Source organism: Bacillus sp. T2.9-1 (assembly GCF_950097965.1).
In the GTDB taxonomy this organism is placed as follows: Bacteria; Bacillota; Bacilli; order Bacillales; family Cytobacillaceae; genus Niallia; species Niallia hominis.
Window position 1 is genome coordinate 35,553 of sequence record NZ_CATNHG010000096.1, and the last position, 22,890, is coordinate 58,442.

Annotated in this window: 22 protein-coding genes, 1 tRNA gene and 1 pseudogene; 8 read left to right on the top strand and 16 right to left on the bottom strand. The window is 35.5% G+C overall.

Annotation, left to right across the window (positions count from 1 at the left end; all coding sequences use genetic code 11):
• Positions 1–9 precede the first annotated feature (9 nt).
• From QQZ16_RS13170 to QQZ16_RS13180, 3 genes are all read left to right on the top strand, one after another.
• On the top strand, positions 10–831 hold the full coding sequence (locus QQZ16_RS13170; protein ID WP_031536942.1) for a MetQ/NlpA family ABC transporter substrate-binding protein: 822 nt from the start codon (positions 10–12) through the stop codon (positions 829–831).
• 359 nt (positions 832–1,190) lie between these two features.
• Complete coding sequence (locus QQZ16_RS13175) at positions 1,191–1,730, top strand: polymer-forming cytoskeletal protein (protein WP_031536941.1); 540 nt, start codon at positions 1,191–1,193, stop codon at positions 1,728–1,730.
• A 239-nt stretch (positions 1,731–1,969) separates the two neighbouring features.
• Positions 1,970–3,244 (top strand): Nramp family divalent metal transporter, encoded by a 1,275-nt coding sequence (locus tag QQZ16_RS13180; protein ID WP_031536940.1) that lies wholly within the window; start codon positions 1,970–1,972, stop codon positions 3,242–3,244.
• A 346-nt stretch (positions 3,245–3,590) separates the two neighbouring features.
• On the opposite strand, the gene tnpA (QQZ16_RS13185) is transcribed toward QQZ16_RS13180, so the two are convergent.
• Positions 3,591–4,037 (bottom strand): IS200/IS605 family transposase, encoded by a 447-nt coding sequence (gene tnpA, locus QQZ16_RS13185; protein WP_284561403.1) that lies wholly within the window; start codon positions 4,035–4,037, stop codon positions 3,591–3,593.
• A 97-nt stretch (positions 4,038–4,134) separates the two neighbouring features.
• Positions 4,135–4,387 (bottom strand): annotated as a pseudogene (gene tnpA, locus QQZ16_RS13190) (IS200/IS605 family transposase); the annotation flags it as partial.
• A 245-nt stretch (positions 4,388–4,632) separates the two neighbouring features.
• Here tnpA (QQZ16_RS13190) and QQZ16_RS13195 point away from each other — a divergent pair.
• The 3 genes from QQZ16_RS13195 to QQZ16_RS13205 all read left to right on the top strand — a co-directional run bounded on the left by QQZ16_RS13195 (position 4,633) and on the right by QQZ16_RS13205 (position 7,553).
• On the top strand, positions 4,633–5,664 hold the full coding sequence (locus QQZ16_RS13195) for a fatty acid desaturase (RefSeq protein WP_031535752.1): 1,032 nt from the start codon (positions 4,633–4,635) through the stop codon (positions 5,662–5,664).
• A 159-nt stretch (positions 5,665–5,823) separates the two neighbouring features.
• Complete coding sequence (locus QQZ16_RS13200; RefSeq protein ID WP_031535753.1) at positions 5,824–6,957, top strand: sensor histidine kinase; 1,134 nt, start codon at positions 5,824–5,826, stop codon at positions 6,955–6,957.
• On the top strand, positions 6,954–7,553 hold the full coding sequence (locus QQZ16_RS13205; RefSeq protein WP_031535755.1) for a response regulator transcription factor: 600 nt from the start codon (positions 6,954–6,956) through the stop codon (positions 7,551–7,553). Before QQZ16_RS13200 ends, QQZ16_RS13205 begins: the two co-directional genes overlap by 4 nt.
• Before the next feature lie 342 nt (positions 7,554–7,895).
• On the opposite strand, the gene QQZ16_RS13210 is transcribed toward QQZ16_RS13205, so the two are convergent.
• Both QQZ16_RS13210 and QQZ16_RS13215 read right to left on the bottom strand, forming a co-directional pair.
• Complete coding sequence (locus QQZ16_RS13210) at positions 7,896–8,600, bottom strand: FAD-dependent oxidoreductase (protein ID WP_048718848.1); 705 nt, start codon at positions 8,598–8,600, stop codon at positions 7,896–7,898.
• Between the two features lie 188 nt (positions 8,601–8,788).
• Positions 8,789–9,703: a class I SAM-dependent methyltransferase gene (locus QQZ16_RS13215; RefSeq protein ID WP_235252735.1), complete on the bottom strand. Its 915-nt coding sequence runs from the start codon at positions 9,701–9,703 to the stop codon at positions 8,789–8,791.
• A gap of 745 nt (positions 9,704–10,448) precedes the next feature.
• Between QQZ16_RS13215 and QQZ16_RS13220 the strand changes: the two genes are divergently transcribed.
• Positions 10,449–11,429 carry an aldo/keto reductase gene (locus QQZ16_RS13220; protein ID WP_048717337.1) on the top strand — a complete coding sequence of 327 codons (981 nt, stop codon included), beginning with the start codon at positions 10,449–10,451 and terminating at the stop codon, positions 11,427–11,429.
• Positions 11,430–11,529: 100 nt separating this feature from the next.
• Here QQZ16_RS13220 and QQZ16_RS13225 read toward each other — a convergent pair whose 3' ends face one another.
• From QQZ16_RS13225 to queG, 11 genes are all read right to left on the bottom strand, one after another.
• Positions 11,530–12,426 (bottom strand): phosphotransferase, encoded by an 897-nt coding sequence (locus QQZ16_RS13225; RefSeq protein WP_048717335.1) that lies wholly within the window; start codon positions 12,424–12,426, stop codon positions 11,530–11,532.
• 99 nt (positions 12,427–12,525) lie between these two features.
• Positions 12,526–12,918 (bottom strand): DUF454 family protein, encoded by a 393-nt coding sequence (locus QQZ16_RS13230; protein ID WP_031535765.1) that lies wholly within the window; start codon positions 12,916–12,918, stop codon positions 12,526–12,528.
• Between the two features lie 45 nt (positions 12,919–12,963).
• Positions 12,964–13,140, bottom strand: coding sequence for a hypothetical protein (locus tag QQZ16_RS13235; RefSeq protein WP_155986735.1), 177 nt, complete (start codon positions 13,138–13,140; stop codon positions 12,964–12,966).
• A gap of 221 nt (positions 13,141–13,361) precedes the next feature.
• Positions 13,362–13,850, bottom strand: a complete 489-nt coding sequence (locus QQZ16_RS13240; RefSeq protein ID WP_031535767.1) for a CBO0543 family protein — start codon at positions 13,848–13,850, stop codon at positions 13,362–13,364.
• Positions 13,851–14,067: 217 nt separating this feature from the next.
• A complete protein-coding gene (gene yhbH / locus QQZ16_RS13245) occupies positions 14,068–15,243 on the bottom strand; it encodes a sporulation protein YhbH (protein ID WP_048717332.1) in 1,176 nt (391 codons plus the stop codon).
• Positions 15,244–15,518: 275 nt separating this feature from the next.
• Positions 15,519–17,414: a PrkA family serine protein kinase gene (locus tag QQZ16_RS13250; protein ID WP_031535769.1), complete on the bottom strand. Its 1,896-nt coding sequence runs from the start codon at positions 17,412–17,414 to the stop codon at positions 15,519–15,521.
• Between the two features lie 259 nt (positions 17,415–17,673).
• On the bottom strand, positions 17,674–18,429 hold the full coding sequence (gene nfsA, locus QQZ16_RS13255) for an oxygen-insensitive NADPH nitroreductase (protein WP_031535770.1): 756 nt from the start codon (positions 18,427–18,429) through the stop codon (positions 17,674–17,676).
• Between the two features lie 37 nt (positions 18,430–18,466).
• Positions 18,467–18,676: a hypothetical protein gene (locus tag QQZ16_RS13260; protein WP_284561401.1), complete on the bottom strand. Its 210-nt coding sequence runs from the start codon at positions 18,674–18,676 to the stop codon at positions 18,467–18,469.
• Positions 18,677–18,907: 231 nt separating this feature from the next.
• The gene (trmL, locus tag QQZ16_RS13265; RefSeq protein WP_031535776.1) at positions 18,908–19,384 is read right to left on the bottom strand and encodes a tRNA (uridine(34)/cytosine(34)/5-carboxymethylaminomethyluridine(34)-2'-O)-methyltransferase TrmL; all 477 of its coding nucleotides are present in this window, start codon (positions 19,382–19,384) and stop codon (positions 18,908–18,910) included.
• A gap of 80 nt (positions 19,385–19,464) precedes the next feature.
• Entirely contained in the window at positions 19,465–20,340 is an 876-nt protein-coding gene (locus QQZ16_RS13270; RefSeq protein WP_284561402.1) for an amidase domain-containing protein, read from the bottom strand.
• A gap of 216 nt (positions 20,341–20,556) precedes the next feature.
• Entirely contained in the window at positions 20,557–21,696 is a 1,140-nt protein-coding gene (queG, locus tag QQZ16_RS13275; protein ID WP_048717328.1) for a tRNA epoxyqueuosine(34) reductase QueG, read from the bottom strand.
• A gap of 94 nt (positions 21,697–21,790) precedes the next feature.
• Here queG and QQZ16_RS13280 point away from each other — a divergent pair, with 94 nt between their 5' ends.
• Positions 21,791–22,456 (top strand): B3/B4 domain-containing protein, encoded by a 666-nt coding sequence (locus tag QQZ16_RS13280; protein ID WP_031535783.1) that lies wholly within the window; start codon positions 21,791–21,793, stop codon positions 22,454–22,456.
• Between the two features lie 131 nt (positions 22,457–22,587).
• On the opposite strand, the gene QQZ16_RS13285 is transcribed toward QQZ16_RS13280, so the two are convergent.
• A tRNA-Gly gene (locus QQZ16_RS13285) sits at positions 22,588–22,661 on the bottom strand.
• Positions 22,662–22,890: the final 229 nt, after the last annotated feature.

The following is a 22,890-nucleotide window of genomic DNA, read 5'->3' on the forward strand; positions in this document are numbered from 1 at the left end:
GAAAAGACAATGAAAAAATTACTTTTAGGAATTCTATTACTATTATCATTTAGTGTACTAAGTGCATGTGGAGAAGAGAAAGACAATGCCGACAGTGGTGATAAAAAAGAGATTAATATAGGTGCAACATCTGGTCCTTATGCAGATATGGTGGAAAAAGCAATAAAACCAATTCTAGAAGATAAAGGGTATAAAGTAGAAGTTACAGAATTCACAGACTATGTACAGCCTAATAATGCGTTAGCAGAAGGAAGCATTGATGCAAATCTGTTTCAACATAAAATTTACATGGAATCTTTTGCCGAACAAAATAACATAGAGATATCTGAGTTAATTTCTGTGCCAACTGCTCCAATGGGCATTTATTCGAATAAATTTGACAGTTTGGAAGACATTACAGATGGTGCAACAATTGCTATTCCAAATGATCCTACCAACGCAGCTCGTGCTTTCTTAATTTTAAAAGATGCTGGTCTAATTGAAATTGATGAAGATGCAGACCCATTAACTGTGTCTGATAAAGATGTGACAAATAATGTTAAAAATCTGAAATTCGAAACGATTGAAGCAGCACAGCTACCTCGCGCTGTTGACAGTGTAGACTTATCAGCTGTTCCTGGTAACTTCGCACTAGCAGCTAAAATGGATTTATTGAATGCACTACAACTAGAAAATATGCTGGATCAATATCGTAACCGTGTAGTTGTTAATACAAAAGATTTAGATGCTACATTTGCTAAAGATATTAAAGCAGCTGTTGAATCACCTGAATTCGAAAAAGTTATTGATGAAGAATTTGAAGGCTTCGGAAAGCCTGAATGGATGAAATAAATAAATAAATAAATAAATAAAGATCAAGCGGGCTACACTGGATATTTTCCATTATATCGTAGCTCGCTTGATTTTTTTGTTCTTTCCAAACAGATTTTAAGAAACGAACCATGCATATCTATACAGACAGTTGAACACACACAAATATTACTCATATTCTCCTAAGTTTGTGGCTGCGTTTTGTTGCCGTTTAAGTGGTGATGTAATTTTCAGACTATTAAAATAAAGTCACATTTTCACCTTATTTCTTTCACAAATTGGACACACCTCCCCTCTCTATAACTACAGTGTATGTGTTAATATAATGTTGTATTGTGAATCCATTCACATAAACCAAGACAATATAGGGGGAACCAATCATGAAAATTACACCAAAAGTTTTACTTGCTTCTATTTTAGCAGGAGCACTTTTAACAGCTTGTGGGAATACAGAGTCAGAACCAAAAGAAGAAAAGGCTGAAGAGTCAGCTGATGTAGTTACAACTGCATCTATCGTAAATGAAGCCGATGCATTAACAAGTGCATTAAGTGAAAATGGAACTTGGATTGTTGCAACACTTCAAGATTTAACAGTAGACAGTGACATTGTTGTAGCAGGAGAATTCCACGATAAAGGGGATGCTGCTAAAGACATTTACCGTAAACTTGCCCTTTATACACAAGATGACGATCATAACATCATTGATTCTTTCACATTAACTGCTCCTAAAATGACAGTGCAAAGTGAAAACTTCAAAATTCAAGGTGGTACATTTGCAGGAGATGTTTATGTAGAAGCTAATGGTTTCACTGTTGATGCTACTGCAAAAGTAGATGGTAATGTTTATTACAAGAGTGATGAATTCAAAGCATCTGCTGTAATTGATGGAGAAGTAACCGGTGCTCAAGAAGTACAATAATATGCTTTTTAGGTATCCTAGCTGACTATTCAGCTAGGATTTTTTTATCCTTCCTATCTAACCGCTATGAAAGAAAAAGCGCTTTACAAAGGCTTCCAATAATCCCCTCTCATTATTTCCAAAAAATTACCTATAATAAATTATATAAATAGATTGACAATTTTCTAATTTAAGAATATCTTTTATATAAAAGTTGCGTTGATGAAACTTTTTAAACCAAAGTAAAATCAGGTGAAAAAATGCGAAAATATCAATCAATAGAAAATATTCATTCTAAATCTGCCAAAAGTATATTAGGCGAAGATGTTAAAGGCTTAAAAAGAATACTCCCGTTTTTAGGTCCAGCTTTTATTGCTGCGATTGCCTATATTGATCCTGGAAATTTTGCAACAAATATTGCTGCAGGCTCGAAATATGGGTATCTATTATTATGGGTTATTCTTTTCTCCAACATCATGGCATTAATTATTCAATCATTGTCAGCAAAATTGGGGATTGCTACAGGAAAAAACTTAGCTGAAGTCGCAAGAGAAGAGTTTCCAAAACCAGTTTCTATCGGATTATGGATACAGGGCGAACTTGTCATTATGGCAACTGATTTAGCAGAGTTTATCGGTGCAGCACTCGGTATATATCTTCTTTTTGGTATCCCTTTATTAGAAGCAAGTCTTATTGCTGCAGTCGGCTCTTTTGCTATTCTTGAATTACAACGACGGGGGTATCGTTCCTTAGAAGCAGGCATTACCGCCATGCTATTCATTGTGGTCCTTTCTTTTATCGTTCAAATGTTCTTCGCAAAGCCAGATGTTTCATCTTTATTCCACGGGTTATTTACCCCTCAATTCGATGGGATAGATAGCGTTATTTTAGCAGCAGGGATACTAGGTGCAACCGTGATGCCACATGCTATTTATTTACATTCTGCATTAACACAGAAAAGGATTGTTGGTGAAACAGATAGAGAGAAAAAACAAATTTTTCGTTTTGAATTCATCGATATTCTTATTGCCATGTTGATTGCAGGGTTTATTAATGGGGCAATGCTCATCGTCTCCAGTGCATTGTTCCATAAAAATGGATTATTTGTGGAAGATTTAGATATAGCCTTTCATTATTTTGGAGAATTAGTTAGTCCTATTTCAGCCACTTTATTTGGTTTAGGATTATTAATCGCAGGACTATCTAGCTCATCTGTTGGTACAATGTCCGGAGATGTCATTATGCAGGGATTCATCCATTTTCGTATTCCGCTTTATGTAAGAAGGGTCATTACGATGGTCCCACCTATTGCCATCATTGCACTTGGCATTAATCCAACTACTGCACTTGTTGCAAGCCAAGTAATCTTATCTTTCGGAATCGGCTTTGCTCTTATTCCGTTAATAATGTTTACTAGTACAAAACGCATTATGGGAAGTCTAGTAAACACAAAATGGATTACGGTAATATCGTGGATAATGGCTATTTTAATTGTTTCATTAAATATCTTTATTCTTATACAAACATTTCAATAGGTAAGGATAAACTCAAACTTCCATCAGTGAGTTGTCTACATTTCCCTGCTGTTGGTTAGTTGAACCATCCTTACTTTACGGACGTAAGACTAACACTATCTCGAGTTCTTCTAAGTCGAGAGGGGCTAGTCTTACTGAAGTTTAAGATTGGGATAAAAAGCTTATTCCAAGTAAAAAGACGAAGCTGTGACATAAGCATTTCAACTAATAATCAAAACCACCAGTGTGAACTGGTGGTTTGCTCTGCGGCTAAAAGCCTCTCTTACCGGCCTCGGCCTTAAAGGCCCACTGAAAAGGTTTCCCTTCTGCACCACATTCACTCACCAATTCTAAAGAATTTCTTTATTTACTTCCGATTTTTCTCACCCGTGAACGGATCGAATTCTTCGAACAACGTTAGCTGATCAGCCATATAATCTTCTTTCAGCTGATTTCTTATATATTCTTGTATTTGTTTCTTATTTCTCCCCACGGTATCAACGTAGAAACCACGACACCAAAATTTCCGATTCCCATAGCGATATTTCAAATTCGCATGTCGATCAAATATCATCAGGCTACTTTTTCCTTTTAGGTAACCCATGAACTGCGATACACTTAATTTTGGTGGAATACTAACCAACATATGGATATGATCCGGACAGGCATTTGCTTCATGTATAATGACACCTTTTCTTTCACATAGCTCTCTTATGATTTGTCCTATACTCTTTTTGTATTTGCCATAAATAATTTGCCTTCTGTATTTTGGGGCAAAGACTAGTATGAGTAAAATGTTTGTGGGAGAATAAATATCCTTTTTGTCTAGTTGGGGGACGCGTCCTCCAACTAGACAAAAAGGCCACCAAGCGAGAGCGCGGTAGCTGGAAAAAATTAAGCATTAAAAAAGNTTTTTCCTTTTAGGTAACCCATGAACTGCGATACACTTAATTTTGGTGGAATACTAACCAACATATGGATATGATCCGGACAGGCATTTGCTTCATGTATAATGACACCTTTTCTTTCACATAGCTCTCTTATGATTTGTCCTATACTCTTTTTGTATTTGCCATAAATAATTTGCCTTCTGTATTTTGGGGCAAAGACTATGTGATACTTACAATTCCATGTTGTATGTGCTAAACTGTTCATGTCCTTCATAAGGGCATACCTCCTTCTTGCGTGAGATAAAGTGGTCGGGAAACCAACTTTATCCTACCATGAAAGGAGGTTTTTTTGTTACCTCGCTATAAGCTCTCCGGAACCCCCGGCATAGCCAGGGGTTTTCGAAACCATCAAAAAAACTATATGACAAATGTCATATAGTGAACATGACATGTATGTCTGCCAATATGTTTGGCTTATATTTATACTATAGATATCCATTAAGAGAAGGGAAGCTAAAAATGAATATAAAAAATTTAAAACAATTGAGAACTGCTGTTGCACCTTTTGAGAAATCCACTGTAAAGATAAGTGTCTGGCAGCTCGTAAATACTATTCTGCCCTTTGTCATACTATGGTTTGCAGCATACAAAAGCTTAAGTATTTCTTATATTTTAACCTTTGTAATCGCGATAGCAGCAGCAGGATTTTTAGTTAGGATTTTTATTATTTTTCATGATTGCTGTCACTTTTCTTTCTTTAAGAACCGTAAAGCAAATAAGATTTTAGGGACTATTACGGGAATCTTAACATTATTCCCTTATAGTAAATGGCAGCATAGCCACTCTATTCATCATGCAACAAGCAGTAACCTGGATAAACGAGGAGTCGGCGATTTATGGATGATGACAATAGAAGAGTATGAAAATGCCTCTTTGTTGCTAAAAATCAAATATCGCTTGTACCGCAATCCGTTCATTATGTTTATATTAGGACCTATTTATGAATTTCTTTTAGCAAATCGATTCAACCGTAAAGGGGCTAGAACGAAGGAAAGACTAAATACGTATATAACGAATATTTCGATTGTGTTGTTAGCTGTGCTTCTTGGAAGTACGCTTGGCTGGTCTTCTTTCTTGCTTGTACAGCTACCAATCTTTCTAATATCCGGTTCAGTTGGAGTTTGGCTGTTTTATGTGCAGCATACTTTTGAAGACACTTACTTTGAGGAAGATAAAAATTGGGACTATGTAAAGGCAGCCGTAGAAGGAAGCTCTTTCTACCATCTTCCAAAATGGATGCAATGGCTGACTGGCAATATTGGCTACCACCATGTGCATCATTTAAGTCCAAGAGTTCCTAATTACAACTTAGAACAGGTCCATAAACAGACAGAGCCTCTACAGAATGTTCCAACCATAACACTAGCAAGCAGTCTTCGCTCTTTAAAATTCCGTCTGTGGGACGAAAAAGACAAAAAGTTTATCAGCTTTTATGAATGGAAAAAGCAGAAGAAACCCCTTTCCATATCTGCAAGATCTGAAATGCCCTAAAAGAAAGTTCATCAGTCGGGTCTGAAGAATAAAACAGAAATATTTCGTTTGCTTTATGAACTATCTGAGCAGCAATTAGAAGGGATTAATACCATTAATTGCTGCTTTGTTTATGTTAAAATGGATAAATAACAGTTAATAAAACGAGGTCAGAATCTGATGATAAAAAGATTAGAAGTGTTAAAAAAAAGCACCGGCATATCTCCTTATATTTGGACATTGCTTACCATTTTGCCATTTTACTTTATATTCCATGCTTCTTCAGCAGTTGATGTGATTTCTGGCATCATCCTGACCATCTTATTTTTTCTTTTTTATAGAATCGCTTATCTTTCAAAAGGCTGGACAATCTATTTATGGCCTTCCTTATTAATTGGGATATCCACCTTTGCCATTTATACATACAGCTATGTATATTTTTCCTTTTTTCTTTCCTATTTTATCGGCAATATAAAAAAACGGATTCCCTTTTTCATCCTTTACTTTATCCACTTGGCAGTTACTACATTTGCCATTTACTTCAAAATTATACTAGGTGATCCTTTGCTGATAAAACAGCTTCCCTTTGTGCTGATTATCTGGTTTGGCGTAATTTTATTGCCCTTGAATATTCAGAACCGTAAAGAGAAAGATCAGCTGCAGGAACAATTGGAAGATGCGAATAAGCGTATTTCTCATTTAGTTAAACTGGAGGAAAGGCAGCGAATTGCCAGAGATCTTCATGATACACTTGGCCAAAAGCTTTCCCTGATTGGTTTAAAAAGTGATTTAGCCAGAAAACTAGTGTATAAGGATCCGGAACAAGCTCGCTTAGAACTGAAAGATATTCAGCATACTTCAAGATCAGCGCTAAACGAAGTCCGAAAAATGGTCTCTGAAATGCGTGGCATAAAATTAAAAGACGAGCTCCTTCTTGTAAAAAAAATAGTAGAAGCAGCTGAGATTAACCTGACGTGCGATATAGCTTCCAATCTAAGAATATCATCCATTGCCGAAAATATTATAAGCATGTGCTTAAAAGAAGCTGTTACAAATGTTGTTCGACATAGCCATGCAACAGCTTGCTCTATAAGCATCCACCAAAATAATAAAGAAACAATTATGGAAATCAAGGATAATGGAACCACTCCTTTTAAGGAAGAAGATGCTCACAATGGTAACGGACTAGCAGGCATGAGAGAAAGATTGGATTTTATCAACGGTACGATAGAGATTACCTCGAAAGCGGGAACGATAGTAACAATAGCCGTTCCGCGGGATGGAAAAATAATAGAAAGGGAGGAGTTATTATGATCCGGATTGTTATTGCCGAAGATCAACGCCTTCTTTTAGGTGCACTGGGATCATTGCTTGATTTAGAAGAGGATATCACGGTTGTTGGCAAAGCAAACAATGGGGAAGAAGCCATTCAGCTAGTCAAAGAAAAAAATCCTGATATTTGTATAATGGATATAGAGATGCCTGCTAAAACTGGATTAGAAGCAGCTGAAGAACTTATGAGCCACCCATGCAAAGTCATTATATTAACTACCTTTGCTAGAACTGGTTATTTTCAGCGTGCATTAAAAGCTGGTGTATCAGCTTATTTGCTCAAGGACAGTCCAAGCGACGATTTAGCAAATAGCATCCGCAGTGTGATGGAGGGAAGAAGAATTTACGCTCCAGAATTAGTCGATGATGTTTACAAAGAAGAAAATCCCCTTACCGAACGGGAAAAAGAGGTTCTTATGCTAGTTGCGAATGGCAAAAATACAAAAGAAATCGCTCAAGAACTATCTATTAAAACAGGAACCGTGCGAAACTATATCAGTATGATATTAGACAAACTTGAAGTAAAAAACCGAATAGAAGCCATCACCAGATTTAAGGAAAAAGGATGGTTTAAATAGAATAGGACTGGGAACTAAGTCGTTTCATTGCGCTACAGACGCACGATGCGCCGGGGAGGAAGCTTAGCCTCCCTCGTCACTACGTTTAGGCCACTGAAAAAGTCTAGTTCCCCAGATTAAATGAGGTTTTATTTATTTGAAAGCAAATAATAAGTTGGTTTGGAGAGGCGTCCGCTCCATTTCACTTCGTTTTCAAACCTTTTTCTAAAAAACACGAATATTTTTGTAAATTAATCGCATAATAGTTCATGTTTATTTCAGTTGAAATGCTGATATCCCAGCCTCTTTTTCGTTCATGTTTTTCGCAATCTTAAATAATGGTAAAGATAGCGAACTCTAAATTTAATTGATTAAAAACTTAGACAGTTCATTTTCACGCTTATCAAGCATAATCTGTTCAGGCGTTATTCCCTGCTCACGTAGTACTTCAATATTCTGTACAATGAAGTCATCACTTCCAACAATATAGAAGTGTCCATCCTTGTCTGCAGCAAGATTTTTCACTTCTTCATAATAGTCCTTACGATTATCGACGAACTGAGCGCTGAAGTTCTTTTCAGGTGCAGATTTAAAAATATCAGTGAATAAGAAAGCTTTTGATGAATCGATGTTCAAGGAATGAATTTGATTGATGTTGTCAGCACGCTTGAGATATTCAAGTACAAGTGATCTGAAAGTAGCCAGACCTACACCTGATGATAACAAGTAGACATTTTTGCTTTCTCTTTTAAGCGGTATATTTGAATGCGTTTTAAATATTGCCACTTCATTGCCAACTTCAAGATTTCTTAAAATCGATTTGAACTCAGAGCACTGCTCTTTAATACGCGTTGTAATACCAATTGCATCTTCATCCGGTAAAGAAGAGATTGACATATGGCGAACAAGGCTGCGGTTTGGTTTGTCTCCGGCATTAAAACCTTTTAGTGCAAAATGAGTATAGGACCCTTCCTCCCATGTAAAGTCTTTTGGACAGTCGAGCAAGTAAGTTTTTACCTCAGGTGTTTCCTCAATAATCTTATTTATTTTCGTCCAGTATATTTGCATTATATATTCTCCTTGCTCCATTATTAGTATTGTATTATCTACTATACAACAAATGATAATTATTCTCAATTAAAAAGATTAATAATTTCAGAAAACTTTATAAAGTAATTTATTTCTCTAGATGCAAAAATCCTTACCTGTATTTAATAAATCTTAACAGGTAAGGATTGGAACAATTAGGAATAATATTAATTCTTCACTGCATGTACATAGTGAACGGTTTCGAATGCTTGTAGATTATCATTTCGATTAGAAAAATACTGATTTTGAATATCTTGTGGTGATAAATGCTCATAAATTAATAATTGTTCATTAGCAAGTAATTTTTCTAATTCTGAAAGGGAGGATGCAAATTTCATTGGTTCTCCAGCAGCTCGAGCCATCTGCACCATATTTTGTACACGATTGAAAATGCCAGGTTCCGTAAATAAACTTTTATCGGCAAAATCAAAATTAATAGAGCTCCCTCTTGGAAGGTCTTTAAAGAAGGCATGCATCAATTCCTGAAGCATCTCTTTTGTTAAATAGTAAGACACCCCAAGCAAACTAAAAACTGTTTTCTTAGAAAAGTCAAATCCTGCAGCGACTAGTTTTTCTAACGAAAGCTCCTTCGTGAAGTCCATCGCTACAAATTTTAAACGGGAAGGTATTTCATAGCCTGCTTGATCTAAGCGCTCTTTTTTAAAATTTTGAGTTGATTGGTGGTCAATTTCATATACAGTAACATTTGGTAATGAATCGTAACGCCAAGCAAAAGTATCTAAACCTGCACCCAGAATGACGTATTGCTCAACCCCAAGTTGGCATTCGTTCAATACAACATTTTCTGCGTATGCAGCTCTCGCAAGTGGTGTTGGTGCTAGTTGAATTTGTGTTACCCACTTTAATATTGCTTCATGATTCCCTTTTAATTTTTCAGCCATTTCTGCACTAAAATAAGGAATGCCGTTGGACATATTTTCTGAAATGGATTGATATTCTGCTGATGATAAGAAATCTTGTGCTATATAATCATGGAATATAATCGGATTATCCTCTTTCACATGATATGCTCGACTAAATGCAGAAACTAAAGAAGTTAAACTGAATTCATCATTCTTCATTGTTACCACTCCAATAAAAAAAAGATTCCCCTGGCCAGGAGAATCTTATTATATCAGCAATATTTATTATTGTGAATTATAGCACAAATTGATTTTTTTGTCAAATATTTCAACTCTTTTTTTCTGCTAATTTTCTACTAAACTACCTTTAAAGCTACCCAAGCAAAGAACTAGTAAAATAAGCGTTAGCTCTTAAATCGAACCCCAGCTCTCCTCAGATGACTTTCTCTTTAAACAAACGGCTGAAAGCCTTATCAGTAGTATTGATTTTTTCCACCATTGTTTCCATCCAATAATTTTATTAAAGTGCAATCAGTGAGGCAATGGTCATTATGATGAATACAAAAGAAGCGGTAAACCATATTGTATTTTTGGTTATATTATCTTCCTCCTGTATTTTCTTTAGTAGTGAAACAAGATTTAAACAGAAAATAATGCAATAAACTGGTAATAAATAAAATCCAAAAATAGCAAAAAACTCTATCATTCATTCACATCCTTAACCTTCTATTCAATAGTACTATTCATTATTAAACCACATGGTAAGTTTAAATTTGGTAAAACAAATGTTTTCCATATCATCTAATCACTTTTCACTCTACTTAACATTACCAAATATTTACTTTTTCAAAAATAAACAAAAATATTGGTTCTTCCAATTATGTAAATCTTTACAGACAGAATTCATATCCCTCGCTTAATTAATAACCACTCTTTATAATAAAACCAAAAGGAGGAGTAGTAAATGGATTATATTAAATTAGGTTCTACTGGTTTAGAAGTCTCCCGTCTTTGTCTTGGTTGTATGAGTTATGGAGAACCCGATCGTGGTGGTCATGCTTGGACATTAACAGAAAACGAAAGTCGTCCATTTATCAAAAAAGCATTGGAGCTTGGCATTAATTTTTTTGATACTGCAAACGTCTACTCTGATGGGTCAAGTGAAGAAATTGTTGGACGTGCATTGCGTGATTTTACGAATCGTGATGATGTCGTTCTTGCTACAAAGGTACATGGCAGAATGCGTCAAGGCGCTAATGGTGCTGGCCTTTCCCGAAAAGCAATTATGAGTGAGATCGACAATAGTTTAAAAAGGCTTGGTACCGATTATGTCGATCTCTATCAAATACATAGATGGGATTATGAAACTCCAATTGAAGAAACAATGGAAGCATTGCATGATGTAGTCAAAGCTGGGAAGGCCCGCTATATTGGTGCTTCCTCTATGTATGCATGGCAATTTTTAAAAGCAAATCATATAGCGGAAAAGAATGGATGGACTCGTTTCGTATCGATGCAAAATTACTTAAACCTGCTCTATCGCGAGGAAGAACGAGAAATGTTGCCCCTTTGTAAAGAAGAAGGGATTGGGGTCATTCCTTGGAGTCCAATGGCACGCGGCCGTTTAACTAGAGATTGGGAAGAAACAAGCACTCGTAAAGAAACCGATGAATTCGGAAAAACGTTATACTCCCACACTGAAGAAGCGGACCGTCAAGTAGTAGAACGAGTAAAAGCAATAGCAGAAAAACGCGGCGTACCTCGCGCGCAAGTTGCACTAGCTTGGGTATTACAAAAGGAGACTGTTACTGCACCTATTATTGGCGCAACTAAGCTCCACCATCTTGAAGATGCAGTTGCTGCTCTTTCATTAAAATTGACACAAGAAGAGATTGCTAACTTAGAAGAGCCATATATTCCCCATCCAGTGCTGGGATTTAAGTAATTAATAATAATAACCGGGCGTAAACAATTATGGACCGTCCGGTTATTTTATATTCAGCTACTCATGTTTTCTCATCCAATAAATCCATAACGATCCATTCTCATGACAAAGCCAGAGCTAAACTGATTTTCCCTTCTTGATAAAGGCTCTTATCCTTCTTGTCTATACTGTAAGCAAGCAAGGAAATTATCGTAAATATTGCTTTAAATTGAGCGAGTTTTAACATATCCTCATCAACTTCCCCATAAATAGAGAAAAATTGCTTTCTACCTTCAATAGGAAACAGACTGTAAGCAATCGATAGATCAACAGCAGGATGACCAATATGTGTATCTCCCCAATCAATAATTCCCACAAGTTCTTTATCTTCATTAACAAGCATATTACGAATATGCAGATCACCGTGTGTAAGGACATGAACAGTCGGAACGGCTATATGTGTTATATTTTTTGCATAGTCCTCAGCTAATTGGAATAAAGGTATATTTTCATGTATCTGCAACTTCTTCATTGAATCGATTAAGTGGGATTTTCTTTTATCGATATGAAGTCGATCGAACTCATCATATGGGACATTCTTGAATTGCTCTGTTGAAAAAGAATGTAATTTTTTTAAGAAAAGTGCTAATGGTTTTACCATTTGCATTCTTTCTTCATTCGTTACATCTTGTGGAGTATTTCCTGGTAAATGCTCATACCCTATGAAAACTAGTGAGAAATCCTGAGTTTCTGTACCTAAATAAATCGGCTTTGGAATTGGAAGTGGTAGTTTACCAGCAATTATTCGTAACAATGCCCATTCGCTTCGTAATAGCTTAACCGCAATTTCTCTTCTTGGAAATCGAAACGTATAACGATTATTGACGAGAAATATAGTATTATCAAATCCCTCTCCTATTTCTATAATAGAATGAACACTAATTGAAAACTGAGTCTCAATTAAATGAGAAGCTAGTTCCCTTGTTATCGTATATTCTGGATCCCATATATTTGGCATTAGACCACCTCCTCTCTAATCATTTTTTTACTACTAAAAAGCACATTTTAAAAAGATAAAAAAAGGATCTACCAAAAAGGTCTATCCACTGGGTTATGCTTATTTTTTTATGGTGATTTCTGGATTCTCTCTTTTTGTCTTTATAATAAACATCGATATTGCTTGGGCAACCGCAATACATCCCAAGATAATCCTAGTAAATGGATGATCAACAAGGACAGCACTAATGGCTAAGCAAATATAACAAGTAATGATGATTTTTATCTTTTGCTTTTTCGTTAACTCTCCTTTGCGAAATCCTTTGACATACTCATGATAGAAAGTTGTCGAACGAAACCATTTATTGATACGCTCAGAACCTCTTGTGTAAAAAAAGGAGGTTAATAATAAAAAAGGGGTAGTTGGCAACAAAGGTAAAAACACGCCAATAATCCCTAAAACTAAAAAGAGTGTCCCTAAAAATATATAGATCCATCGATAAATAGGCTTCATCTTTCGCTCCCCTTTCTACCGTTTTTAAGAAGAGTTACATATCCACTATCGTCTTTTTCTTTTCGCACCTCTAACAACAACATCTCTTAGACCAAAAAGAAGCATAATAACACCAGAGGATAAAAACTCCACCCTGAAAATATCCGTATTAAGGATTCCAGCTGCATATAGAACTATTCCGATAACATTAAGTAAAAGAATGATATTTACGATTTTCGTCATTTGCTTTCCTTTCTTGGATCAACATTCTATCCTATTCACGTCAATAAGTATTTACTATTTATGAATGAAACAATCTGTGTTACACTATTCTACTTCGCTATTTTACAATAAAAAAAAGGAAATAACTATGTATTCTTTTAAATTAGGGCAGAAAGAATGAATATACATCACCATTTTCCCCCTGTGATTAGGTTCATAAACATATTAAGAAGGAAACTGAATTATTTAGTTAAAAAATTCAGTTTCCTTAGAGTCTCTATAACTAATCTAGTTAATAAAGATTTCAGGATAATACTTAAAAAGCTATAGTACCATCTCCACCCTTTTTTCCATTCAATTAGCTTTGTTTTTCTTTCAGCCCATAATTCAATAAAATAAAAGGGAATGGTAAATAAAATCAATTTATAGAAAACAGCAAAAGGTTTATCTCTCTTCGTTAATTGGTTGTAGAAAACGGTAAATGTAGGATAAATTAAGAAGTCAAATAATATATGTATTCTAAATTTCTTGGGCAGAAAACGAACTGGATATCTAATTACTTTATGAGATGTTAAGATCATATCAACTATCCCATTTGTAATACCATTATACACAAAAACAATAATCCAATCCCTAATAGGGGGTTTTCTATATAAAATTGGCAGCAGGATCAGTAAATTTAGGATTAATAATCCCTTTAAAAATCGCTTCTCCATTTTATTTTTCTCCATTAAATAACCGCCTCTGCATTAATATGTGCTTCCTTAAGCAGTTTATTCCTTGTTCTTGATTATCTGTATTAGTTACATAAGAATATGGCACACTAAGTTTTAAAAGGTGGTAAATTTAGATTTTGTTTATTTACCCTTATTTAACAGGGACAGAGAATACTACTTGTCCCTTCCCACAAAAAACACAACCCACATAATGAGTTGTGCCACAATTTCTTTATGCATACATCTGTCCTTCTTCCTCTTTTCGGAAGAAACTTGTCATCGCATTAAATACATCTGCTTTTTGTCTTAATAAGTAGTAACGGAACTTTTCATCTTGAATGTTTTTGTAAGCGGACATAAGCGTACTGTGCCGGTTGTATTGATTGACTTCCCCATATCCAAACATATTGGAAACTTCCATCAGCTCTTCTACTAATTTTACACATCTAGCATTATCTGACGTTAAATTGTCTCCATCTGAGAAATGAAATGGATAAATATTGAATCGACCTGGATCGTATTTATCATCAATCAACTCTAATGCCTTTCTATATACAGAGGAACAAATGGTGCCTCCACTTTCTCCTTTTGAAAAGAAATCCTCTTCCGAAACGACTTTTGCTTCTGTATGATGGGCAATGAATTCAATTTCCACTGTTTCATATTTGGTACGAAGAAATCTTGTCATCCAGAAGAAAAAGCTTCTAGCCATATACTTTTCCCATAAGCCCATCGAACCGCTTGTATCCATCATCGCAAGGACGACTGCCTTTGATTCTGGCTTTTGCACTTCATTCCAGGTTTTAAATTTTAAATCCTCTGGATAAATGGGGTGAAAGGCTGGTACTCCAGACATCGCGTTACGCTTAAATGCAGATATCATTGTTTTTTTCTTATCGATATTACCCATTAACCCAACTTTTCTAATATCATTAAATTCAATATTCTCCACGACAATTTGATCTTGCTCTTTTCGTTTTAAATTCGGCAATTCTAATTGCTTGAATAAGGCTTCCTCTAATTCCATTAAAGATACTTCTGCCTCAAAGTAATCTTCTCCTGCCTGATCTCCAGCTCCTTGCCCTTTTCCTGGGCCCTTTTGATTTCCAGATCCATCGCGTGCGACCACATCGCCAACCTGACTATCTCCATTTCCTTGCCCTACATGTTTGTTTTTGTCATAATTATATCGAATTTTGTATTCGTCCAATGAACGAATGGGAATTTTCACAACTTCTCTACCATTTGACATGACGATGTTTTCTTCTGTAATTAAATCAGGTAGGTTATTTTTAATGGCCTCTTGCACTTTTTCCTGATGACGTTGCTGATCATCATGGCCTTTGCGATGGAGGGACCAATTTTCTTGGGATATTACAAACTGATGTTTATTTGGTTTTTCCGTCATCTTACCCCTCCTAAAAATTTTTTATACTTTTTGCACGAATCAAGTGATTTTCGCATACACTAATTTGGGTATCACTATATCTTAATAAAGTGATTACTCTATCATATGCAGATGGACGAAATAATTTACTAATAATTCCGATAATTTTACTTTTTTTAGAAAAAGGGTCGGTTCATGTGTTCCTATTTCATGGCACATTATTCTCCCCAAACTTTCCTATTAGGCAAAAGAGGAACAGACGCCATTTAGCGTGTTCCTCCCTTTGACCAATTTATTTAACGATTCAATAAGCTGCCTACATAACGTAATAACTCGTTGGCAGATGTGGAATTATAGCCATGTTCATCAATTAAACGTGCAACCACCTCATTGACTTTCTTCAATTGCTGCTCATCTGGAGTTTTCGTTGAAGTAGTGATTTTAACAACATCTTTTAAATCTGCAAATAACTTCTTCTGGATTGCTTCACGTAAGCGATCGTGAGAGTTATAATCAAATCGTTTTCCTTTTCTTGCATATGCAGAAATACGAATTAAAATTTCTTCACGGAATGACTTCTTCGCATTTTCTGAAATACCAATTTGTTCTTCAATAGAACGCATTAGTTTTTCATCTGGATTAATCGCATCACCAGTTAATGGATCACGCAGCTTGTTTTTATTGCAGTACGCTTCTACATTGTCTAAATAATTATCCATTAACGTTTTAGCAGACTCTTCATAAGAATAAACAAATGCCTTTTGTACTTCTTTTTTGGCAATTTCATCGTATTCTTTACGCGCTAAGGAAATGCAATTTAAGTATTTTTCTTTTAATTCATTCGTAATAGAAGAATGCTGATCCAATCCTTCTTTTATAGATAAAAGCACATCAAGTGCGTTGATACTTGTTACATCCTTGCGAATAATCGTAGAGGATATCCGGTTGATTACATAACGCGGATCAATACCACTCATTCCTTCATCGCCATATTCGTTTTGTAATTCTTTTAGGTCAGCTGAACCGAAGCCTTCCACATTCTCACCATCGTATAAGCGCATTTTCTTTACTAAATCAATATCCCCTTTTTTCGGTTCTTTCAATCTAGTTAGAATGGTAAAAATAGCGGCAATTTTCAACGTGTGTGGCGCAATATGCACATTCGCAACATCGCTTTCTCGAATCATTTTTTCATAGATTCTTTCCTCTTCTGACGCTTTTAAATTATATGGAACAGGCATAACAATAATACGGGAATGCAATGCTTCGTTCTTTTTATTGGAAATAAAGGAGCGATACTCTGTTTCATTCGTATGAGCGACAATTAACTCATCTGCAGAGATAAGAGCAAATCGACCTGCCTTAAAGTTTCCTTCTTGTGTTAATGATAATAAATGCCATAAGAACTTCTCATCACATTTCAGCATTTCTTGGAACTCCATCATGCCTCGGTTCGCTTTATTTAGCTCTCCATCAAAACGATAGGCACGTGGATCAGACTCTGATCCATATTCCGCAATGGTAGAGAAATCAATGCTTCCTGTTAAATCTGCAATATCCTGTGATTTCGGATCAGATGGACTAAAGGTTCCAATCCCAGTTCGTTTATCTTCTGAGAAAAATACTCTTTCTACCATCACATCTTCAATTCTTCCATTATATTCTTCTTGCAGTCTCATCATATTAAGTGGAGATAAATTGCCTTCAATACGAATCCCATATTCATCAAAGAAATCGTTTCTTAGACTATGTGGAATCATATGAAGCGGATCCTCATGCATTGGGCAACCTTTGATCGCGTATACAGCTCCACGGTCTGTGTAGGTATATGCTTCTAATCCTCTTTTCAGCATCGTTACCAAAGTGGATTTACCACCGCTGACTGGACCCATTAATAATAAAATACGTTTTCTTACATCTAAACGTTTGGCAGCTGGATGGAAATATTCTTCTACTAGCTTTTCTAATGGCTCTTCTAATCCAAAGAGCTGATCAGAGAAAAATTTGTATTGCTTTTTCCCATTTACTTCATCAATGCCAGCATCTTTAATCATGTTATATACTCTAGAATGCGCGGACTGACCTACCCATGGCTTTTCCTTCAAGATTTCTAAGTACTCTCCAAAAGTCCCTTCCCACTTCAACAACTCTTCTTCTTGTCTATACATCTCGATTTTCTTTAATATATTCATATGGACCTCCCCTGTCACATTATCAGAGACGATTAATATAATCTATGCACCAGCGAATGCGAACATGCTTAAAAGAAAGAATAGTTTTTTAAAAGACCCTAAACCATAAAGGGAAAACTGTATCTTTAACACGGAGAACCGCTATAGAATAACAATTATTATTTAATAGGAAATATTTTCTTTTTTATTTGCATAAAAAAACAGCATCTATTTCACTTAGATACTGTTTTTTTAAATATATTACTTAATCTGTCTTTCATTATTTCAAATCAAGTTTCTTTTCGTGAACAAACTCTTTCATATACATACGTGATTTTTGCTCAAAATTAGCAGCCATCTGAGCTGTCCATGTATCTGTTCTCTTCCCATTTGTTCTTTCCTGATAATAAGCAGTGATTTCGTTATTATATTCCTGTAGCTCTTGTTTATATTTTTCTACATCTTGCTCATATTCATTTTCGTGATATATATGCTGAAAAGGAGCTCGTGGTTTTTTCTCTGTTTGTTGGTCTGGATAACCTACGACTAAAGCAAACACTGGTAAAACATGATCTGGAGTTTTTAATAATTGACTCACACCAACTAAATTATTGCGAATTCCGCCTATGTAACAAATACCCAGTCCTAATGACTCAGCAGCAATTGCCATGTTTTGCGATGCTAAAGCTACATCAATCAGACTAACCATAAATTTTTCCGTGCTCTCAATAGAATCCTGTGCTGATTCCTTTTTCCCTTCCATTTCTGAAGCAACAGTGTGCCGATATAAATCTGCACAGAAAACAAACAGATGTCCATTGTTTTCCACATATTGCTGATTCCCTGCTAATTCTGCTAATTTTTTCTTTTTTTCCTTATCTTTTACGCCAATAATACTATATGCTTGTACAAAGCTAGAAGTAGAAGCACTTTGGGCCGCTTCCACAAGAAGACGAATTTGTTCTTGCGTTAACTCCTTATCTGTAAATTTTCTTACAGATCGATGATTTAGGATTGTTTCGATTGTTTGATTCATGGAATTCTCTCCTTAATTTTCTTATTGTCTCCAACCATTACTGATAATGACTATAGCCTAATAATATACCAATATTAGTCATGATAAAAAGAATTAGCCCATTTGCTAAATAGATAATAGCTTCTTTTGACTTTTTATTACCCCTCCACTCCATAAAGGATTGAAGAAAGCTATGACAAATTAATATATACATACTTACTATTGGACCATCAAATACAAACAATAATAGGATAGCACTGGGTATCACCGTAAAATCTAACCATTTTTGTAGCGGATGAACCTTTTTTCCATTTTATTTAATAGTTTTAGCTTTTTTCTCAAATATCCTTCTGTTCAAAAAAGCAGGAGAAAAAAACTTAATAAATAGATGAGATCTTTTGATACGGTGAATGCCATGTTATGTTCATTCTCCTTTATTCCAATTATAGTAAAAAGAGTATAAATCTATTACGATTTACACTCCGATATTGTTTCTGTACTATTTTTTTAAATGCCCAAAATTTTGTTGCCTTAATGCCTCATAAATGAGAATTGCCGCAGTATTCGAAAGGTTAAAAGCACGAATATTATCTGTCATTGGAATTCGAACCGTTCTATCTACATTATTCTGGATAAGTTCTGGCGGAAGACCTGTTGTCTCACTTCCAAATATAAAGTAATGATCTTTGTTTATATCACTGTAATTAAAAGAGGCATAAGGGGTTTCCCCAGACTTCGTAATATAGTAAAATGCTCCGCCTTCATTTTTTTCATAAAATTCATCTAAAGAGTCATAATAATGGATCTCTACAAATTCCCAATAATCTAGCCCCGCTCGCTTTAACGCTTTATCATCAGTGGAGAATCCAAACGGACGAATTAGATGCAAAATAGTGTCTGTTCCTGCACAGGTTCTAGCTATATTGCCAGTATTGGAAGGTATTTGTGGTTGATATAAGACGATATGTATTGCCAAGTTTGTCACCTCTAACTATTACTTTCCGTTCCATTATACACTTACTCTAAATGAAATGCGAAAGGGACATTCCCTGTTTTTTAGCCATCTATAATCGTAAAAAATTTATATTTAATAATTGGAGTATAAGCAGTTGAATCTTCGTATTTCCAGTAGCGCATTCGACTATTATACGTATGAGCATTTACTAACGGTTCTCCATTCGCATCCTTCCCTGTAACAATCGTCGTATGATTATATTTCCCATCACCTTCGAAATCATAGCAAATGACATCCCCAAGTTTTAGCTCGATAGCATTATTTACTTGTTTGGCACGTAAACCCGTTGTAGAGGTTTCTAAATACCTTGGAAAAGCATTGGCCACTGACCAACTATAGCTCCAATTATTGTTTTGCATCCACCAGCCCTTATTGCGATTAGGATAACCTCGCATCGGAGCACCACCTTCATGGACACATTGAGAAATATAATTGGTGCAATCTACTTCGAATTGATGATATTTCGGATTATAGCTATTCCACCATTTTTCCGCATATTGAACCGCTTTTAACCGATCATATGAATATCGGCTCCACCCTTCTGTATTGTTCCCAAATTCTTCAGACAAAGGATTTTCTCGATAATCCGGATAGACAGGGGCAATCTCTTTATCTTCAATTAATACCCCTTTATAGAAAATCCCCTTTCTATTTTCCACTTCTTCTTCTACGAAAAATAGTTCTCCTTGCTTAATGAAATATTGAAGATGAACGGTATAAACCAATTCCTTCGTCTCTTCCGCCTTTTTCTGAATATCTTCCACTTTCCCCTTTGCCTTCACATGTACAATTTCAGCATTCCTTCTATGGAAACAATCTCTTTTCCGCGCAAATTTTTCGTCTTCAATACTTGTTCTTTCTTTCGCCACGCACTGCTGCATTCTTTTTTCGATAAGCTCCATTAGCTGTTGTTTCATTGTATCTACTCCCTTCCTTAATTAATATGTTTAAAGGAAGGAGAACTGTACAAAAAAAGAAGGAGATGGATTTCCTTCTTTTTGTCTCGTTTTTATTATATCTGTTTAATTTAGAAGACAACCGTTTTTATTTACTGATCGAAAGACGTTCATTCAACTGATGAAAACCACTTTTCCTCTTCCCACACGAAAAAGTGGCGTTCATCCACCACAATCTTATAACGAATGCGATAATCGTTGTAACGCATCTTCAATTTCTTGTAATACTTCTTGATCTTCTTCTTGTTGATTTGCTGTTTGTAGGGCAGTCATTGACTCATCGCCACCAATTTTTCCTAATGCCCAAGCAGCCGTACCTCTAATGACTGGTCTTGGGTCTTTTTTCATCACCGTAATTAAATCACCAATTGCTCCTTCTTCTTTAAAATGTGCTAGTGCAATGATGGCATTACGCTGAATTGGTTTCTTTCCACGCCAGGAACCAGAAATATGACCATATTTTTCTTTAAATTCCTTATTACTAATAAAAAGGAGGGGCTGAAGCAATGGTTTTGCGATTTCTGGATCTGGCTCCATTTCTGGATGATTGTGAAAATCCATTCCTTTATTTTTCGGACAAACAGTTTGGCATGTATCACAGCCATAAATTCGGTTACCGAGCTTTTCTCTAAATTCTTCTGCGAGAAATCCCTTTGTCTGTGTTTGAAAAGCAATGCATCTTTGCGCATTTAACTGCCCGCCTTGAATAAGGGCACCTGTTGGACAAACATCAATGCATTTATTACATGTACCGCATTGATCTTCCATTGGTGTATCTGGCTCTAATGGAAGATTTGTAATCATTTCACCTAAATACACATATGAACCGAACTCCGGCGTAATTATGGCACAGTTTTTCCCAGACCAGCCAATCCCTGCTCGTTGTGCAACAGCACGATCTACTAACTCACCAGTATCTACCATTGATTTACACAACGCATCTGGAATTCTTTCTTGTATATAATCCTCAAGCTTCTTCAAGCGATCTTTTAAAACAATATGATAATCCGTTCCCCAGGAAGCACGACAAAAAATACCTCTGCGCTCTCCTTTTTTACTAACAACTCTTTCCTTCATTTTAGACGGATAAGCAAGAGCGATAGAAATAATCGATTTCGGCTTGTCTAATAGAAGGGAGGGGTTTACCCGCTTCTCAATATCCTTCTCTTCAAACCCAGATTGATAGTTTAATTTTTGCTGTGTTATTAAGCGTACTTTCATTTCTTCAAAGGTGCTAGCACTTGTAAAGCCAATTTTATCAATCCCAATTGTTTTACTATATTCTATAATATCTTCCTTTAATGCATGATAATCCATAAATGTCTCCCTCCCTTCTTTTCATTGGTTTTTTATATAGATTACGCTAAAATATAGGATAACATAGACAACAACTATAGTGGAGGTGTATATATTGGATATTTCTATATCAGAACAGATTAAACAATTAATTCCTAATTTTAAGATTGGCTTTATTTACTATCAAGGGATGGAAGTAATGGACACGCCCCAAATGATTAAGGGACGCATGCGACTTTTTCAAGAGTCTATTTTTTTTGATTTGGAAGATAGTAATATTATCGATATTCCTTCTGTAAAGGAATGGAGACAAATCTTCAAAAAAACAGGCAAAGATCCAAATCGCTATCGTCATTCGGCAGAAAGTCTTCTTAGACGAATCAAAAAACAAAATTACTTGCAGCCAATTAATAGCAGTATTGATATTAACAACTTCTTTTCCCTTCAATATGCTGTTCCTATCGGTATTTATGATTGTGCCAATCTTCAAGGTACTATAAACATCCGGATTGGAAAAGATGGTGAACAATATGCTGGGCTTAACGGAAGAATGAATTCAATCGAAAATTTAATTGTATCAGAGGATGAACTAGGTCCATTTGGCAGCCCTTTTGTCGATTCAGACAGAGCCCCTGTCCAATCATCTACGAAAAATGCCATTCAAATTGTCTATCTTTCCCCATCCATTGAAAGAGAAAAGGCAGAACAAATGGTAGAATCCTTACTTAACATGTTTGTGCAAGTTCATGGAGGAGAAGCTTCGTTTTCCATTGTAGAATAAACCTAATGAGGAGAGTTTCTAAAGTTAGATACTCTCCTCACTAGGTTTATTTTTTTTGTTCTCTCGTAAAATATAAAAAACGCAATACTTCGTTCTTAGTGAAACGAAACACTGCGTTGTGAGCTTATGTATGGAGCGGGTGATGGGAATCGAACCCACGACATCAGCTTGGAAGGCTGAGGTTTTACCATTAAACTACACCCGCATTTATTCATTTTTTTTACTTATTTTTAACACGTTTTTTATTATATAGCCATAGTGTAAAAAAAGCAACCTCTTTTCGACATTTTTTTTGTTTTTTTATCTATCACATTATCTATTCATTTTTTCATTGGTTCAGGGAATCTACTGTCTTTTTATAAATATTCACTTTAGCCTCCTAGATCGTCTCTGTCTATGGGGCCTTCCAATTTAATAACTATGGAAATATCTAA